The sequence below is a fragment of the Erwinia sp. B116 genome, from assembly GCF_002865965.1.
Lineage (GTDB): Bacteria > Pseudomonadota > Gammaproteobacteria > Enterobacterales > Enterobacteriaceae > Erwinia.
In genome coordinates this window covers 31,145-48,032 of sequence record NZ_JRZZ01000002.1, presented here as the reverse complement: position 1 = coordinate 48,032, position 16,888 = coordinate 31,145, and the positions used below count along the sequence as shown (strand labels likewise).

The following is a 16,888-nucleotide window of genomic DNA, read 5'->3' as shown; positions in this document are numbered from 1 at the left end:
TTTGCGCACGCTTTGTTCAGCTGCGATAGGGATAGCCCGTTTCATCCCCGGCTGGCCGGAATCGGACATTAAGACCCGATCAGCCAAACCGCCCGGTAATATAGTCTTCCGTTTTGCGCTGGCGCGGCGCGGTAAACAGGTCGTCGGTTTCGCCAAACTCCACCACGCTGCCCTGATGCATAAACGCGGTGTAGTCGGAGACGCGCGCCGCCTGCTGCATATTGTGGGTCACCAGCACCAGGGTGAAGTGCTGCTTCAGCGTGCTCATCAGCTCCTCGATCACCAGCGTGGAGATCGGATCCAGCGCCGAGGTCGGCTCATCCAGCAGCAGCACCTCCGGTTCGATGGCGATCGCCCGGGCGATCACCAGCCGCTGCTGCTGGCCGCTGGAAAGCGTCAGCGCGTTCTGCCACAGGTTATCCTTCACTTCCGGCCACAGCGCGGCGGCGCGCAGCGCGCGCTCCACCGTTTCATCCAGCACGCGGCGGTCGCGGATGCCCTGCAGGCGCAGGCCGTAGACCACGTTGTCATAGATGCTTTTCGGGAACGGATTAGGGCGCTGGAACACCATGCCCACCCGGCGGCGCAGCGCAGAGAGATCCTGACCGCTGCCAAGAATCGACCGCTGCTGCAGGCGGATATCGCCTTCAATCCGGCAGCCGTCGATGGTGTCGTTCATACGGTTAAAGCAGCGCAGCAGCGTCGACTTACCGCAGCCGGACGGGCCGATCAGCGCGGTAATACGGTTCTTCGGCAGCCGCAGGCTGATGGCGTTGAGCGCCGTTTTGCTGCCGTACCATAAACTGAGTTTGTCTATCTCAAGCGCGGTATCCGCGTCATCAAACGTTACCACCATCACTTTATCCTGTATTAGTGCATCAGCGCACGATAGCGCTCACGCAGGCGGTGGCGCAACAGCATCGCCACCAGGTTCAGCCCCAGAATCAACAGTACCAGCAGCAGCGCGGTGGCAAACACCAGCGGCTTGTCGGCTTCGGCGTTGGGGCTCTGGAATGCCAGATCGTAGATCTGGAAGCCCAGGTGCATAAATTTCCTGTCGAGGTGCAGCCACGGGAACACCGCGTCCACCGGCAGTTCCGGCACCATTTTCACCACCCCCACCAGCATCAGCGGCGCGGTTTCTCCCGCCGCGCGGGCCACCGCCAGGATCAGGCCGGTGAGCATCGCCGGCACCGCCAGCGGCAGGGTCACGTGCCACAGGGTTTCCGCCTGGGTGGCGCCCAGCGCCAGCGAGCCCTGGCGCAGCGAAGGCGGAATGCGCGACAGCCCCTCTTCGGTGGCCACGATCACCACCGGCAGCGTCAGCAGGGCCAGCGTCAGCGACGCCCACAGCAGGCCGGGGGTGCCAAAGGTCGGATTGGGCAGCGAGCCGGCGTAAAACAGCCGGTCGACGCTGCCGCCGACCAGCCAGACAAAGAAGCCCAGCCCGAAGACGCCATAGACGATCGACGGCACCCCGGCGAGGTTGACCACCGCAATGCGCACCAGCCGCGTCAGCAGGTTGTTGCCGGCATACTCGTGCAGCCAGATGGCGGCAATCACCCCTAACGGCATCACCACCACCGACATCAGCAACACCATCAGCACCGTGCCGAAAATCGCCGGAAAAACGCCACCGTCGCGTTGGTTCTGCGCGCCTGAGTCACTGACAAAATGCCACAGCTGCTGGCCAAAGTGCCGCCACTTCTGCCAGACGCTCATCGTATTCGGCTGCCAGGCCGCAATAATCTGCACCAGCGGTATGCTGTGCTGTACGCCTGCCGCATCGCGCAGCAGCAGCGTGGTTTCGGCGCTCTCTCTGTTCAGCGCCGCCAGCCGCGCGGCATAGCGGTCGAACTGCCGCTGCAGCTCGGCGCGATCGGCCTCATAGACCGACTGCGCCTGCGGGGTGAAGCGCTGCCCGGCGCGCTGCTGCTGCTGGCGTCTGTCCAGCTGGGTCAGCTGCACGTTCAGCCGCGCCATCTGCACCCGGCGCAGGCTGTCCGCTTCGGCGCTGCGCTCACTCGTCTGCTGCAGCAGCTGCTGCAGAGTGAGGGCCAGATTTTCCGCCATCAGCGGCTGTTGTCCTTCCCGTAGCCCCTCAAACCAGCCGTAGGCGTTACCGCCTGAGCGGCGCTGCAGCACCATCGCCTGCGGCGGATAGCTGATGCGGGTCACCTGGCTTGCGAGCACCGGCCTGAAATCCGGTGCGGCGAAATCACGGTTGCCGGTTTTCAACAGATAGCGGGTCACCGGATCGGGCAGCTTATCGGTGAACGGCAGGCCGCTGGCCTGCAGCTGCTGGCGGGAAACCTGATGAGTCTGGGCAATCTCACCCAGCAGGAAACTCTGTCCGTCAGGGGTACTGACCGCCATCAGCGCCACCGGCTGCGGCCAGAAGTAGCGAAGCCCCTGCCAGCCGAGCAGGCCGATCAGCAGCACAAACGCCAGCAGGCTGAACGCCACCGCGCCGCCGGTCAGCCAGCGCCAGCGGTGGTTATTGTTAGCCGCGTTGATCATCCCTGCACCTCCTGCTGGCCGTAGCGCTGCCGCAGCCGCTGCCGCACCATCTCCGCCAGGGTATTCACCACCAGCGTGAAGATCAGCAGCACCAGCGCCGACAGGAACAGAATACGATAATGACCGCTGCCCGCCGCCGCTTCCGGCATCTCCACCGCCACGTTAGCGGCCAGCGAGCGCAGCCCGTCAAACAGGCCACCGTCGGTGATCGGCGTGTTACCGGTGGCCATCAGCACGATCATCGTCTCGCCCAGCGCGCGGCCAAAACCTATCATCAGCGCGGCAAAAATGCCGGACGACGCACCGGGCAGTACCACCCGCGTCAGGGTTTGCCACTGGGTAGCCCCCAGCGCCAGCGACCCCTGCCCCAGCGAGACCGGCACGCTGAAGATAGCATCCTCGGCCAGGGTGAAGATCAGCGGCACCAGCGCAAAGCCCATCGCCACGCCGGCGATCAGCAGGTTACGCTGCTGATAGCCGCCGCTCAGACGATCGGCCAGCCCCTGCCCCCACAGCGCCTGCTCGGCCAGCGGCACCGCCCACAGACAGAACAGCGCGGCCAGCAGCAGCAGCGGCAGCAGGATAATCACCTCCCGCCCTTCGCCGAGCAGCCCGCGCCGCCAGCGGGCGGGCAGCCGCTGCACGGTCCAGCCACACAGCAGCAACACCAGCGCCAGCATCAGCGGCAGCAGCAGTACGCCAGAGAGGCGGCTGGCCACCTCAGGCGCCAGCCACAGCCCGGCGATCAGGCCAATCACCACGCTGGGCAGCGCGCCCATCATCTCAATGGTCGGTTTTACCCAGCGCCGCAGCGCCGGTGACATAAACCAGGCGGTATACATCGCCGCCGCCAGCGCCAGCGGCGTGGCAAACAGCATCGCCAGCCCGGCGGCTTTCAGCGTGCCGGCCACCATCGGTACCAGGCTGAATTTACCCTGGTAATAGTCGTTGGCGGAGGTGGACTGCCAGACGTAGTCCGGTGCCGGGTAGTTTTCATACCAGACTTTCTGCCACAGGCTGTTCCAGCTCAGGTCCGGCCAGGGATTATCCAGCCGGTAGTGCAGCCAGCTGCCCTCGCGCTCCAGCAGCAGACCGTCGCCTTCCGGACTGAACTGCGCAAAGGTGGCACCCGCGGGCAGCATATGGGTGAGCACCGCACCCGGCTGTTTGCTGGCGTACAGCTCCAGCTCGCCTTGCGGGCTGAGGGTGGCAAACACGCGACGGTGTGGTTCAGCGATCAGCAGCGGCTGCCAGCGCGCGCCGTCGAAGCTGCGGATCTGGCGTAAATGCGGTCCGGCGGGGCCGGCCACGTCAAACCACTGCGTCACCGCACTCTCGTCGGCGATCAGCAGCGAGCTGCCGCCGCTGAGGATCGCCATACTGTTCGCCGGGCGGGCTAAGGTCAGCGCATCACGCAGCTGCGGTGCACCCTGCCCGAGCCGCCAGACGCGCAGCTGAACCCCCGACAGTGCAAACAGCAGATTGCCGTCGGGTGACAGCAGCATCTGGCTGACGTTACGCAGGTTGATGCGCGTGCTCTGCGCCGGCTGCCCCTGCTGCAGCTGCACCAGGGTAATGTGGTCGTCACCGGCCAGCGCCACCCGCCAGCTGTCGGCAGCCGACTGGGCTACACTGAGCTGATGCACGCGCGTTTCCCCTACCGACAGCGGGACGTCGCCCAACGGAAAATGCCAGGCGGGGGGGCGATCGCGGGCAAACAGCGGCTGCACCAGCTGCAGGCTGCCGTTCTCCGCCAGCAGCAGCACGCTCTGATTATCGCTGCTGCGGCTGGCGACCACCGGCCCGGCCAGCAGCGCGGCCGGGGCCTGTTCTGGTTTACCGGTCAGCGAAATAAAGCGCCCGCGGCCCTGGTTATCAATGCGCCAGCCCCACTGCTGTGCTTTATCGCTGCCCATGGCAACGACGGGCTGGCTCTGGCCGAGGGCAATCACCGTACCCTGCTGCATGGACGGCGCAATAAACAGCGGCACCACCACCCAGATCAGCCAGAAAAACAGCAGCATCATCACCAGCAGAATGGCGACCCCGCTCGCGGTCACCACGCGCCGCGTCAGCCAGTCGGTCAACTGGCGGCGGCGGGCGTTGTCGGGAACGGCAATGGGGTGTTCAGTCATACCGGATCGGGTTTCCATTAGGGAGTCTGGGCGCTATGGTGCCCGTATGTCGTTAATAAGACAATCAACAATCGTCGCACGATAGACAACGCTGCCATACTCTCGCCATAATGTTTCAGAATAATGGATACCTTAATCCTGAAGCAGCCAAACGGAGTAAAAATGGGTCAGGAAAAGCTGTATATAGAGAAAGAGTTAAGCTGGCTTTGCTTTAACGAGCGGGTGTTACAGGAAGCAGCGGACAAAACCAACCCGCTGATCGAGCGTATGCGCTTTTTAGGGATCTACTCCAATAACCTCGAAGAGTTCTACAAGGTTCGCTTTGCCGACCTGAAACGCCGCATTCTGATCGGCGAAGAGCAGGGTTCACCAAGCACGCCGCGTCACCTGTTGAAAAAAATTCAGGCGCGGGTGCTGAAGGCCGATCAGGAGTTTGACGGCCTCTATAACGACCTGCTGCTGGAAATGGCGCGTAATCAGATCTTCCTGATTAACGAACGCCAGCTCTCACCGAATCAGCAAAGCTGGCTGCGCCACTACTTTAAACATCATCTGCGCCAGCACATCACGCCTATCCTGATAAACCACGACACCGACCTGATCGAATTCCTTAAGGATGATTACACCTACCTGGCGGTAGAGATTATCCGCGGTGAGGATACGCGTTACGCGCTGCTGGAAATTCCGTCTGACAAAGTGCCCCGCTTCGTTAACCTGCCGCCGGAAACGCCGCGCCGTCGCAAGCCGATGATCCTGCTGGATAACATTCTGCGCTACTGCCTGGGCGATATCTTCCGCGGCTTCTTCGATTACGATGCGCTGAACGCCTATTCGATGAAGATGACCCGCGACGCCGAATACGATCTGGTCAGCGAAATGGAGTCCAGCCTGCTGGAGCTGATGTCCTCCAGCCTGAAACAGCGCCTCAACGCTGAACCGGTGCGTTTTGTTTATCAGCGCGATATGCCCAACGCGATGGTCGAGCTGCTGCGCCAGAAGCTGAATATCTCCAGTCAGGATTCGGTGGTGCCGGGCGGCCGCTACCACAACTTTAAAGACTTTATCGGCTTCCCGAACGTCGGCAAAGCCAACCTGGTTAACAAACCCCTGCCGCAGCTCCGCCACGTCTGGTTCGATCGCTTCCGCAACGGCTTCGATGCCATCCGCAATCGCGACGTGCTGCTCTACTATCCGTACCACACCTTTGAGCACGTGCTGGAGCTGCTGCGTCAGGCGTCGTTCGACCCGGCGGTGCTGGCGATCAAGATCAACATCTACCGCGTGGCCAAGCACTCGCGCATCATGGATGCGATGATCCACGCCGCCTATAACGGCAAAAAGGTCACGGTAGTGGTTGAGCTGCAGGCGCGCTTCGATGAAGAGGCCAATATCCACTGGGCCAAACGCCTGACCGAAGCCGGTGTTCACGTGATCTTCTCCGCCCCGGGGCTGAAAATTCACGCCAAGCTGTTCCTGATCTCCCGTAAGGAAGGCGACAACGTGGTGCGCTATGCACATATCGGTACCGGCAACTTTAACGAGAAAACCGCCCGCATCTACACCGACTACTCGCTGCTGACCGCTGACGCGCGCATCACCAACGAAGTACGCCGGGTGTTTAACTTTATTGAAAACCCGTACCGCCCGGTGACCTTCGAGTACCTGATGGTGTCACCGCAGAACTCCCGGCAGATGCTTTACCAGCTGGTTGATAACGAGATCGCCAACGCGCAGAAAGGGATACCTGCCGGCATCACGCTCAAAATCAATAACCTGGTGGACAAAGGGCTGGTCGATCGCCTGTACGCCGCCTCCAGCTGCGGGGTAAAAGTCGATTTGCTGGTCCGCGGCATGTGCTCGCTGATCCCCAATCTGGAAGGCATCAGCGAAAATATTCGTGTCATCAGCATCGTTGACCGTTATCTTGAACACGATCGCGTCTATATTTTCGATAACGGCGGTGACAAAAAAGTCTTCCTTTCATCCGCAGACTGGATGACCCGTAATATCGATCACCGTATTGAGGTGGCCGTTGCCCTGCTTGACCCGGTGTTGAAACAGCGCGTGCTGGATATCATCGCACTGCTGCTGAGCGACACCATGAAGGCACGCTACGTTGATAAAGAGCTGAGCAACCGCTACGTGCCGCGCGGCAACCGCCGTAAGGTGCGCGCACAGCTGGCTATTTACGACTACATCAAATCCCTTGAGCAACCAGACTAATTAACTATGCCAATATCCCATAAAAGTACGCCCAGGCCACAGGAGTTCGCCGCTATCGACCTGGGTTCGAACAGTTTTCACATGGTGATTGCCCGCGTAGTGGACGGTGCCATGCAGGTGCTCGGCCGCCTTAAGCAGCGGGTGCACCTGGCAGACGGGCTGGACAGCAATAACGTGCTGAGTGAAGAGGCGATCCAGCGCGGGCTGAGCTGCCTGGCGCTGTTTGCCGAACGTCTGCAGGGCTTCAGCCCGGCCAACGTGACTATCGCCGGTACCCACACCCTGCGCCAGGCGGTGAACGCCGAGGATTTCCTGCAGCGTGCCGCAGACGTGATCCCCTATCCGATCGAAGTGATCTCCGGGCACGAGGAAGCGCGCCTGATCTTTATGGGCGTGGAACATACCCAGCCGGAGAAAGGCCGTAAACTGGTGATCGACATCGGCGGTGGTTCGACCGAGCTGGTGATCGGCGAGGACTTTGAGCCAAAGCTGGTGGAAAGCCGCCGCATGGGCTGCGTCAGCTTTGCCAATCTCTACTTTCCGGAGGGAGCAATCAGCAAAGAGAACTTCCGCCGCGCCCGGCTGGCCGCCGTGCAGAAGCTGGAGACCCTCGCCTGGCAGTACCGCCTGATGGGCTGGCAGTACGCGCTGGGCGCGTCAGGCACCATTAAAGCCGCCTGTGAAGTGCTGGTGGCGATGGGTGAGAAAGACAAACTGGTCACGCCGGAACGGCTGGAAAGGCTGTGCGATGAAGTGCTTAAGCACAAATCTTTTGACGCGCTGAGCCTGCCGGGGCTGTCTGAAGATCGCAAAAGCGTTTTTGTGCCGGGCCTCGCCATTCTGTGCGGCGTGTTCGATGCGCTGGCGATCCGTGAACTGCGTCTTTCCGACGGCGCGCTGCGTGAAGGCGTGCTGTACGAGATGGAAGGCCGTTTCCGCCACCAGGATATCCGCAGCCGCACCGCGCAGAGCCTGGCAAACCACTACGCCATCGACAGCGATCAGGCGCGGCGGGTGCTGGAAACCACGGTTGAGCTGTACGACCAGTGGCACGCGCAGAACACCCGTCAGGCCAATCCGCAGCTGGCCGCGCTGCTGAAGTGGGCGGCGATGCTGCACGAGGTCGGGCTGACCATCAACCACAGCGGCATGCAGCGCCACTCGGCCTACATTCTGCAGTACACCAACCTGCCAGGATTTACTCAGGATCAACAACTGCTGCTGGCAACGCTGGTACGCTACCACCGTAAGGCGGTGAAAGTGGACGATTTGCCGCGCCTGACGCTGTTCAAGCGCAAGCAGTTCCTGCCGATGGTGTTCCTGCTGCGCCTTGGCACGCTGCTGAACAACCAGCGCCAGGCCACCACACGCCCTGAAAAGTTAACGCTCACCACCGACGAAGGCCACTGGACCCTGACCTTCCCGCGTGACTACTTCAGCCAGAACAACCTGGTGCAGCTGGATCTGGAACGCGAGCAGATTTACTGGAATGAAGTGGTGGGCTGGCAGCTCACTATTCAGGAAGAGTCCTGATCCTCAGGCGAGCCCCGCAGGTTCGGGCTCGCCTGAACCTGTTCAACTTATCGTGACCCTAACACCATGACCGCAAGATCCGACACCTTCTTTAGTGAAAAATATCAGCTTACCGCCCCGCATTCGGAAGTGGTGGCCGCCCTGCCACAGCTTACCCCTGGTCACGCCCTTGACGTAGGCTGCGGCAGCGGACGCAACGCCCTGTTCCTGAACAGCCACGGCTTTACGGTGACGGCCTGGGATAAAAACCCGGCCAGCCTGGCGACGCTTAACCATATTATCGACGCGGAACAGCTGACCGGCATCAGCACCGCACAGCAGGACCTCAACGACCTGCGCTTTAACGGCAGCTACGAGCTGGTGCTGTCAACGGTAGTGATGATGTTTTTACAGCCCGAAACCATACCGCAGCTGATTGCGGATATGCAGGCCAGCACCGTCAGGGACGGCTACAACCTGATCGTGGCGGCAATGGACACCAGCGACTATCCCTGCACGCAGGGCTTCCCCTTCACCTTTAAATCCGGCGAGCTGAGCAACTATTACCGCAAATGGCATATCGTTAAATACAACGAAAACGTCGGCCAGCTGCACAGAACCGACGCGCAGGGGCAACGGATCTCGCTGCGTTTTGCCACCCTTCTGGCGCAGAAAGGCAGCGTGAAAGCCTGATTCAGCGACGGGTCTCCGCCTGGCCGGAGACCAGCTCAGCCAGGGGTACCGGCGCACCGAACAGATAGCCCTGCAGATAGTCCACCCCCAGCTTGCGCAGCGCGCTGGCCGTCTCTTCCGTGTCGACAAACTCGGCGACAATCTGCATTCTTTTCAGCCGGGAGATCACGCAGATCGACTCGATGATCTGATAATCGAGGCTGCTGTGCAGCATATTGCGCACGAAGCTGCCGTCAATTTTCAGCATGTCGACCTGCACCTGTTTCAGGTGTGAATAACTGGCGTGGCCGGTACCAAAATCGTCTATCGCTACACGGCAGCCCAGCTGCCGCAGCTGGGCAATGGTGCGGTTGCCCCAGCTGTAACCGTTGAATATCGGCGACTCCTGCACCTCAACGATCAGCTGCCACGGCTCAATCTGGCTGGCCTCCAGACGGGCGGCGATCTCCTGCGCCAGCTTTGGACGGCATAACGAGGCAGCAAACAGGTTAACCGCAAAGCGAATACCCGGCAGTTGCTCGCGATGGCGGGCAATAAAGGTCAGGGTCCGATCCAGCACCAGCCGATCCACTTCCCAGGTCAGGCCAAACTCCTGCACCACCGGCAGGAAATCCGCCGGTTTAATATGCTCTCCCTCGATATTGACCATCCGCAGCAGAATTTCGTAGTAGTCATCACCCCGTACGCCCTGAATTTTCTGCGTCATCAGATGGAAACCGTCATTTTTCAGCGCCAGCTGGATATCCTGCACCATCGCCAGCTTTTCGCTCAGTTGCCGTTGTGCCGGCACGTTGAGCTTCTGCTGCAGATTCTCCGCGTGTCCGCTGTGCAATGACACCTCCGCCATCGCGCTTAACTCCCCCAGCAGCTCGTACAACCAGGTCACCGGCGGATACACGCTACAGTAACTGATGCCGACGTCAGGATGGATCGGCAACCCGTCCCAACTCAGCTGATACTCCTTCAGCCGAACTTCCAGCCCCTCAATCCGCGCCGCATAGCACGGCAGCTTCAGGCGCAGCACCAGGTCAAAGCCCGGCAGCTGATAAATCCCCTCCCCCGGCTGCAGCCAGGGCGCAAGGTGGCGGGCGAGGTTGCGTTTGTACTCAATGCGCAACTGCAGGCCGTAGGTACGGCTCAGGCGGTCCAGATCGGGAATACGGATATAGCAAAGCACCGACCCACTCTGTTCGGTAAGGTGCTGGCCGAGCGCGCGCACGTTAAGCAGGCCGATCACCGGATCGGTTAAGGCCATCTGCCGCGCCTTTCTCAGCAACCGCCGCTGACGGGTGCTGATCGCCGACATCAACAGGATGGTCAGCGTAAACACCAGCAGATTGGCAGAGATCACCGCCAGATGATGCGGCTCCGTCGCCGGCGTCAGGAAGCGGTCACGCAGCTGGTAAAGTACCACCAGCAGCGTGCCCCAGCTCAGCGAGGTAAACAGATAGCCGAACCGGGTCGCCGCCCACAGCATCAGCGGCAGCAGCAGCGGAATGCCGTAGTCGGTCGCCAGCAGATTTTCTTTGCTGGAACTGAACTGCGTGAGCATCACCAGCAGGAACCCGACCAGCAGTAACCACAGCAGCCACTCTTTCAGCGTCACCCCGGCGGCAAACTGATCGTGGCAACGGCGCTTCAGGGTGCGAATAAAGCGCGGGTTACGCACGATGCGAATCAAAAAATAGAACGGATGGGTCAGCGACAGCGACGCCAGCAGTACCGACTGATAGTTAAGCAAGGTGTGCAGCGAAAACAGATCGGCCGGAAAAACGGAGCGGCTTAGCGGCAGAATATTCAGCGGCATCACCGCCTGCATCAGCACAATAAACAGCGTCGGCATGGCGAAAGCCAGCCAGAACAGGCGCAGCGCCGCCACATGCACGTCGGCCAGGCTGTCCCGCCAGGGGCGGCCCGCCTGCCAGGTATAGCCCGCCCAGCACACCACCAGGGTTACCAGAAAAATAGCGACAATCACCGCCGCCTGCGGCCCGGTATAACGCTGGAAATAGTACAGGCTCAGCGCCGCGGCAATGCCGGGCAGCGCCGCCCAGTTGAACACCATCAGCAGTGCGATGGCCAGCGCCAGCGGCAGATAGATCAGATAGACATAGCCCATCGGCAGCCATAATCTGACCGAAAGCAGCGATGCGGCAGGCAACAGCAGCAGCGCCAGTAGCAGGGGTAATCCCCAGAAACGGGCGATGAAGGATTTGAGGAAAACAGATTTTTTCATTGTTGTTATCGTGATGTTCGAAAGACTGCGCAGGTTTTTGCCACTGTTACAGGTAAATTATACTGGATGATTACGGGAATTCACTAACTTACTGCGGCGTAATAGTAGGTGGCAAAGTGAAGAATTGATTGATGCAGATCAACTTTAACATGACTGGCGGACTGAACACCGCACTAATCCGTTAAACTGCTGCCATCGCACGACAATATTTTCATCTCAATTTTCTTGTAAGGCAAAAAGTGCGCATTGACCTCTCCGCCGGGCTGTGTCTAAATTAACCACCGCCTGCGGGCATTAAAAGGAAACCCTGCGTGAGTAACGCTATGACATTCAGAAAACGCTCCAGAACAGGTCGTATGACCCGCGTGGTGCTGCTGGTCAGCTTTATCATTCTGGCCGGACGGCTGATTTTTGTGATCCCCGGTGCCATTGAACATCATCAGCAACGGCAAAACGCCCCGGTGCCCACCCTCAGCACTGAACGTTAGCGCGATCGCGACGTAAGTACACCCCCGGCAGATTGCAGTTCACTGACCCCCGTATGGCTAAAATCAGCTACGCTTAAGCTCTGTTTTCGCTTCCCAGACTCAAGGACGTTGTATGTCTGTTGTGCCCTCTCACGTTCAGCAACTGGCCGAAATTCGTAGCCGCCTTCTCAACCTGCTTCTCACCGATGACGACCTGGTCGATGCCCTGCTGCAACGTCAGGAGACGGACGCCCACCAGCAGCAACAGATAGACGAAATCGGGCAAATCCTGCCGCTGCTGCACCCCGCCGATATCGCCGACCTGCTGGAAGCACTGCCGGAGGAGCAGCGCCTGGCGCTGTGGAAACTGGTAGGCAACGACCGGCGCGGCCTGGTGCTGGTGGAAGCCTCCGAGAGCGTGTGGGAAAGCCTGATCGAGGAGATGAGCGACCGCGACCTGCTGCGCGCCATCGCGCCGCTGGATATCGACGACCAGGCATGGCTGGCGAAATACCTGTCACGCGACCTCACCGGCCGGCTGCTGACCTCGCTGCCCGCTTCGATGCGCTCACGCGTGCTCGACGTCATCAATTTTGACCGCGACCGCGTTGGCCGCATCATGGACTTCAAGCTGCTGACGGTAAGGGCGGACGTCAGCCTGGCCACCGTGCAGCGTTTTCTGCGGCGGCGTAAAGCGATCCCCGGCGGCACCGATAAACTGTTTATCACCGACAAAAACAATACCCTGCTCGGCGAACTGCCATTAACCGATATTTTGCTGAACACCCCGGAGAGGAGGGTGTTTGAAGTGATGAACCCCCATCCCACCACCTTTTTGATTGATGACAAAGCCGAAGAGGCCGCAGGCTCGTTCGAGCGCTATAACCTGATCTCTGCCGCCGTAGTCGATGCCAAGGGCAAACTGATCGGCCGCGTTACCGTGGAGGACGTGCTCGATCTGGTGCGCGAGGAGAATGACAGCAGCATCCGTAAAATGGGCGGCGTCAACCCCGATGAGGACGTGTTTGCCCCGGTGCGTAAAGCGGTACGTAACCGCTGGACATGGCTGGCGGTCAACCTCTGCACCGCGTTTGTGGCCTCACGGGTAATCGGACTGTTTGAAGCGACCATTGCGCAGCTGGTGGCGCTGGCAACGCTGATGCCGATCGTCGCCGGCATTGGCGGTAACACCGGTAATCAGACCATCACCATGATCGTCCGTGCGCTGGCGCTGCACCAGGTCGAGCCCGGCAACTTCTCCTTCCTGATTGGCCGCGAACTCGGCGTGGCGCTGATTAACGGCCTGTTCTGGGGCGGCATCATGGGCGGTGTGACCTGGGCGATGTACGGCAATCCGGCGCTGGGCGGCGTGATGATGCTGGCGATGGTGCTCAACCTGCTGCTGGCCGCGCTGATGGGCGTGCTGATCCCGTTGCTGATGACCAAAATGAACCGCGACCCGGCGGTGGGTTCCAGCGTACTGATCACCGCGCTAACCGACACGGGCGGCTTCTTTATCTTCCTCGGCCTGGCGACCCTGTTCCTGCTGCACTAATCTGTCCGCTGGCAAGTTAGCCAGTTTCGAAGCTCTTTACCGCCTGTACGACAAGGCGATAAAGAGCTAAATCCGGCCATAGTGCCCGCAGAATCCGCTGCTTTGTGAGCACATGCGCAGTTCCCCTTCCTTCCCGCTCCTATCCTGACCCACGTTATCCCGCAAACTTGCACACCCGCTCCGGCAAAGCCGGTTTTGCCTATCGCCCGTCAGCAGCCAGTGATGGTAACAGGACCAGGGAGGCCCGATGAATCACCCCGTTTCACCTTCAACCCCGCCACGCACCGTCCCCGACGTGCAGGAACGGCGACTCTGGCGACGCGTTGCCTGGCGCATTGTGCCACTGCTCACCCTGAGCTACATCTTCGCCTATCTGGACCGCATCAACGTCGGTATTGCCAGGCTGCAGATGTCCAGCGACCTGCAGTTTTCAGAAACAGTGTACGGGCTCGGCGCGGGGATCTTCTTTATCGGTTTCTTCTTTTTTCAGATCCCCAGCAATCTGCTGCTACAGCGCGTCGGTGCCCGGCGTCTGCTGGCGCTGCTGCTGATCCTGTGGGCGCTGATTGCACCGCTGACCGCGCTGGTTACCACGCCGATGCAGTTTTACAGCGTGCGGTTTCTGCTCGGGCTGGCCGAATCCGGTTTCTATCCCGGCGTCATCGTCTATATCTCCCGGTGGTTTCCTTCCTGGCGGCGCGGGCAGATGTTCGCGCTGTTTGCCGTCGCCGTGCCGCTCTCCGGCCTGATCGGAAGCCCGCTTTCCGGCTGGATTATGGACGTTTTTAACCCGTCACAGGGGCTGGCGGGCTGGCAGTGGCTTTTTATCCTGCAGGGCACGCCGTCGCTGCTGGTTGGCATTTTGTTGCTGCTGCTGTTGCCGGAACGAATCGAGCGGACCCGTTGGCTGAGCGCAGAAGAGCAGGCCTTGCTGCGCCGTAGAATTGAGGAGGATGCGGTGAACGCCCCCGCGGCAGAAAAAGTGCCCCTGACCGTCGTCCTGACCCACGGCAGGCTGTGGCTGCTGAGCCTGATCTACTTCTGCCTGATCGCCGGTTTCTACACCGTCAGCTTCTGGCTGCCCACGCTGGTCCACAACACAGGGGTCAGCGATCTCTTTATCGTCGGACTGTTAACCGCCATCCCCTATGCGGCGGCGGTGATCACCATGCTGCTGGCCTGTCACAGTGCCGACAAACATCGGGAACGACGCTGGCACCTCGCCGTTATCGCCACCCTCGGCGCAGTGGGGATGACGATCTCCGCGCTGTTCAGCGACAACCCGCTGGTGGTGATGATCGGCCTGACGCTGGGCGCGGCCGGATGCCTGAGCACGCTACCGCTGTTCTGGAGCCTGCCGACAGCGTTCCTCGGCGGCACGCTGGCGGTGGTCGGCATTGCGCTAATCAACTCGGTGGGTAACCTGGCCGGATTTGTCGCTCCTTATCTGATGGGCCTGCTCAGCGATCTGACCCACTCCACGCTGGCCGGTATGCTGATTATCTCCGCAATGATGCTGGCCGGCACGGCCGCCATCTTCCTGATCCCCGCACGGATCGTTAACCGTTAATCAGGTAAAAAAATTATGCATATTGTGGTCACCGGCGCGGCCGGTTTTCTCGGTAAAAAACTGATTCAGGCACTGCTGGAAAAAGGTACGCTGCGTAACCGCGAGGGGCAAGAGGAGCCACTCACGCAGATCGTCGCGTTCGACGTTGTTCCGCTCAGCGGCGTGTGCGATCCGCGGCTGATGGTGCGCTCCGGCGATATCTGCAACCCGGCCACGCTGCAGACGCTAATCGATGCGCAAACCGACAGCGTGTTCCACCTGGCGGCGATCCTCTCCGGCCAGGCGGAGCAGGATTTCGATACCGGCATGACGATTAACTGTGATGCCACCCGACAGCTTATGCAGCGACTGCGCGCGCTGCCCCGGCGCGTCCGGCTGGTCATCACCAGTTCGGTGGCTGTATTTGGCGGCAGCCTGCCGGCCAGAGTTACGGACCAGCAGGTCTGGCAACCACAAAGTTCTTACGGCACGCAGAAGGCGATCAATGACCTGCTGCTGGCAGACTACAGCCGCAGAGGCTTTCTGGACGGGCGCAGCCTGCGGCTGCCGACCATTGCCGTTCGCGCCGGCAGGCCTAACGCTGCCGCCTCCAGCTTTGCCAGCGGTATTATTCGTGAGCCGCTAAACGGTGAAACGGCGGTATGCCCGGTCAACCCGGCCAGCCGCCTGTGGCTGATGTCACCGAACCGAGCCGTTCAGGCGCTAATTCATGGCCATCAGCTGGATGAAGCACGGCTAACCCAGGGGCGGGCGATCAATCTGTGTGGCCTCTCCGTCACCGTAGAACAGATGGTGGCCGCGCTACGACGGATTGGCGGCCCTGATGCCTCCGGCCTGATTCGCTACCAGCCGGATCGGGAGATTATCAATATCGTCAACTCCTGGCCCGGTGATTTCACCGCCGACTATGCCCGACAGCTGGGTTTTCAGGCCAACGACGCGGTTGACGAGCTGATTAACGAATATCTGGCAGAGCAGCGGCCCCCGGCGGACGGTTGAAGCAGCCACTGCATGGCATTCACTCCTGTTGATAACGGGCGATCTGCTGGCTGAGGTTAATGTTTAACGCGACCTGCGCGGTCTCCTGTACGGCGGGCGGCCAGCGGTAGCCGCCGCGATGCTCCAGCCAGCCCAGTACGTCGGCAAGGTGCCAGAGGCTGGCGTTGCCTTCCGACAGCGGTAACGGGAAGCTCTGGTAGTGGGTCAGCATCAGCTTACGCATATTTTGCCGTGACACGCCGATCAGATCGGCTACGTCGGTCAGGCCGACATAATCCGGTGCCACTTCAATTAAACGTGCCGACGGCATCACGCTCTTAACCTGGCGCAGGGCGCTCTCTATCGCCTGTTCAGCCGACAATGCTTCACGCATAAATTCAAGCGCCATGCGCCCGGCAATGCCCAGCCCGATCAGCGCGTCATCACAGCCGGCCACCGCCAGTCGTTCCACCAGCAGATCGTGATCTTCCGCGTCTTCGGCCAGCTGGTATTTCAGTGTAAACGTGTATTCCATTGTTGTTTTCTCCCCTGTTCACCGCTGAACTGTTGCCACAGGCTACAGTGCTCCACCACCCGCCGCAGTTGCTGCGCATGGTTGTGTGCGTTCTTTGGCGTCGACCAGACACAGCTGATGCAAAACTCTCCGCACCGGCACTGCGCGTCATTCCAGGGGCAGTACATTTTCCCCCAGGCGTGACTTCCGCCACTGACCACTCGCCAGCCCTGATGTTCGGCGAACTTCAGAACGGCTTCGATTTCCTTATTAGCATGAGTATGACGCGCCACGATGTTCTCCATTATGCTGGTCATTATTTTGGTTGTCAACTGACAACCTGTGAGTTTCATGGTTCACTGTGCCCGCGAAACCGGCGACGTGCCACAGGGAATAAGGGGAATGTCGAGAGAGGTCGAGGAGAAACTCAGCGTCTTGCAGACTCAACAGGGTTAATTGCGAGACGTTTCGCACAGAAAAATGCA

13 protein-coding genes are annotated in these 16,888 nt (G+C 60.4%); 7 read left to right on the top strand and 6 right to left on the bottom strand.

The window, feature by feature from the left end; genetic code table 11:
• Positions 1-79: 79 nt before the first annotated feature.
• The 3 genes from pstB to NV64_RS01595 are packed head-to-tail and all read right to left on the bottom strand — an operon-like array spanning position 80 to position 4,673.
• Positions 80-856: a phosphate ABC transporter ATP-binding protein PstB gene (pstB, locus tag NV64_RS01605; RefSeq protein ID WP_056238995.1), complete on the bottom strand. Its 777-nt coding sequence runs from the start codon at positions 854-856 to the stop codon at positions 80-82.
• 14 nt (positions 857-870) lie between these two features.
• Positions 871-2,520 carry a phosphate ABC transporter permease PstA gene (gene pstA / locus NV64_RS01600; RefSeq protein WP_101505181.1) on the bottom strand — a complete coding sequence of 550 codons (1,650 nt, stop codon included), beginning with the start codon at positions 2,518-2,520 and terminating at the stop codon, positions 871-873.
• On the bottom strand, positions 2,517-4,673 hold the full coding sequence (locus tag NV64_RS01595) for an ABC transporter permease subunit (protein WP_056238990.1): 2,157 nt from the start codon (positions 4,671-4,673) through the stop codon (positions 2,517-2,519). The genes pstA and NV64_RS01595 overlap by 4 nt, the downstream gene beginning before the upstream one ends.
• 144 nt (positions 4,674-4,817) lie before the next feature.
• Here NV64_RS01595 and ppk1 point away from each other — a divergent pair, with 144 nt between their 5' ends.
• The 3 genes from ppk1 (at position 4,818) to tehB (ending at position 9,083) form a co-directional block, all read left to right on the top strand.
• Entirely contained in the window at positions 4,818-6,878 is a 2,061-nt protein-coding gene (ppk1, locus tag NV64_RS01590) for a polyphosphate kinase 1 (protein WP_056238987.1), read from the top strand.
• Positions 6,879-6,884: 6 nt separating this feature from the next.
• Positions 6,885-8,411 carry an exopolyphosphatase gene (gene ppx, locus NV64_RS01585; RefSeq protein ID WP_056238984.1) on the top strand — a complete coding sequence of 509 codons (1,527 nt, stop codon included), beginning with the start codon at positions 6,885-6,887 and terminating at the stop codon, positions 8,409-8,411.
• Between the two features lie 66 nt (positions 8,412-8,477).
• Positions 8,478-9,083 (top strand): tellurite resistance methyltransferase TehB, encoded by a 606-nt coding sequence (gene tehB / locus NV64_RS01580; protein WP_056238982.1) that lies wholly within the window; start codon positions 8,478-8,480, stop codon positions 9,081-9,083.
• A 1-nt stretch (position 9,084) separates the two neighbouring features.
• Here the strand turns inward: tehB and NV64_RS01575 are convergent, their stop codons facing one another.
• Positions 9,085-11,319, bottom strand: a complete 2,235-nt coding sequence (locus NV64_RS01575; protein WP_146005431.1) for an EAL domain-containing protein — start codon at positions 11,317-11,319, stop codon at positions 9,085-9,087.
• 323 nt (positions 11,320-11,642) lie between these two features.
• On the opposite strand from NV64_RS01575, the gene NV64_RS01570 reads away from it, so the two are divergent.
• From NV64_RS01570 to denD, 4 genes are all read left to right on the top strand, one after another.
• Positions 11,643-11,807, top strand: coding sequence for a YfgG family protein (locus NV64_RS01570; RefSeq protein WP_369814391.1), 165 nt, complete (start codon positions 11,643-11,645; stop codon positions 11,805-11,807).
• A 112-nt stretch (positions 11,808-11,919) separates the two neighbouring features.
• Entirely contained in the window at positions 11,920-13,341 is a 1,422-nt protein-coding gene (mgtE, locus tag NV64_RS01565; RefSeq protein ID WP_101505180.1) for a magnesium transporter, read from the top strand.
• A 247-nt stretch (positions 13,342-13,588) separates the two neighbouring features.
• A complete protein-coding gene (locus tag NV64_RS01560) occupies positions 13,589-14,911 on the top strand; it encodes an MFS transporter (protein ID WP_101505179.1) in 1,323 nt (440 codons plus the stop codon).
• 15 nt (positions 14,912-14,926) lie between these two features.
• Positions 14,927-15,910, top strand: coding sequence for a D-erythronate dehydrogenase (denD, locus tag NV64_RS01555; protein WP_101505178.1), 984 nt, complete (start codon positions 14,927-14,929; stop codon positions 15,908-15,910).
• A 19-nt stretch (positions 15,911-15,929) separates the two neighbouring features.
• On the opposite strand, the gene NV64_RS01550 is transcribed toward denD, so the two are convergent.
• Together NV64_RS01550 and NV64_RS01545 are read right to left on the bottom strand one after the other, a co-directional pair.
• Entirely contained in the window at positions 15,930-16,424 is a 495-nt protein-coding gene (locus tag NV64_RS01550; RefSeq protein ID WP_101505177.1) for an AlpA family transcriptional regulator, read from the bottom strand.
• Positions 16,403-16,696: a hypothetical protein gene (locus NV64_RS01545; protein ID WP_101505277.1), complete on the bottom strand. Its 294-nt coding sequence runs from the start codon at positions 16,694-16,696 to the stop codon at positions 16,403-16,405. The genes NV64_RS01550 and NV64_RS01545 overlap by 22 nt, the downstream gene beginning before the upstream one ends.
• Positions 16,697-16,888 lie beyond the last annotated feature (192 nt).

Coding starts and splice junctions, on each gene's coding strand:
- pstA (WP_101505181.1), bottom strand. CDS start 2,520: ATGATCAACGCGGCTAACAATAACCACCGCTGGCGCTGGCTGACCGGC.
- tehB (WP_056238982.1), top strand. CDS start 8,478: ATGACCGCAAGATCCGACACCTTCTTTAGTGAAAAATATCAGCTTACC.
- pstB (WP_056238995.1), bottom strand. CDS start 856: ATGGTGGTAACGTTTGATGACGCGGATACCGCGCTTGAGATAGACAAA.
- NV64_RS01595 (WP_056238990.1), bottom strand. CDS start 4,673: ATGGAAACCCGATCCGGTATGACTGAACACCCCATTGCCGTTCCCGAC.
- NV64_RS01570 (WP_369814391.1), top strand. CDS start 11,643: ATGACATTCAGAAAACGCTCCAGAACAGGTCGTATGACCCGCGTGGTG.
- NV64_RS01575 (WP_146005431.1), bottom strand. CDS start 11,319: ATGAAAAAATCTGTTTTCCTCAAATCCTTCATCGCCCGTTTCTGGGGA.
- mgtE (WP_101505180.1), top strand. CDS start 11,920: ATGTCTGTTGTGCCCTCTCACGTTCAGCAACTGGCCGAAATTCGTAGC.
- NV64_RS01560 (WP_101505179.1), top strand. CDS start 13,589: ATGAATCACCCCGTTTCACCTTCAACCCCGCCACGCACCGTCCCCGAC.
- ppx (WP_056238984.1), top strand. CDS start 6,885: ATGCCAATATCCCATAAAAGTACGCCCAGGCCACAGGAGTTCGCCGCT.
- ppk1 (WP_056238987.1), top strand. CDS start 4,818: ATGGGTCAGGAAAAGCTGTATATAGAGAAAGAGTTAAGCTGGCTTTGC.
- NV64_RS01550 (WP_101505177.1), bottom strand. CDS start 16,424: ATGGAATACACGTTTACACTGAAATACCAGCTGGCCGAAGACGCGGAA.
- denD (WP_101505178.1), top strand. CDS start 14,927: ATGCATATTGTGGTCACCGGCGCGGCCGGTTTTCTCGGTAAAAAACTG.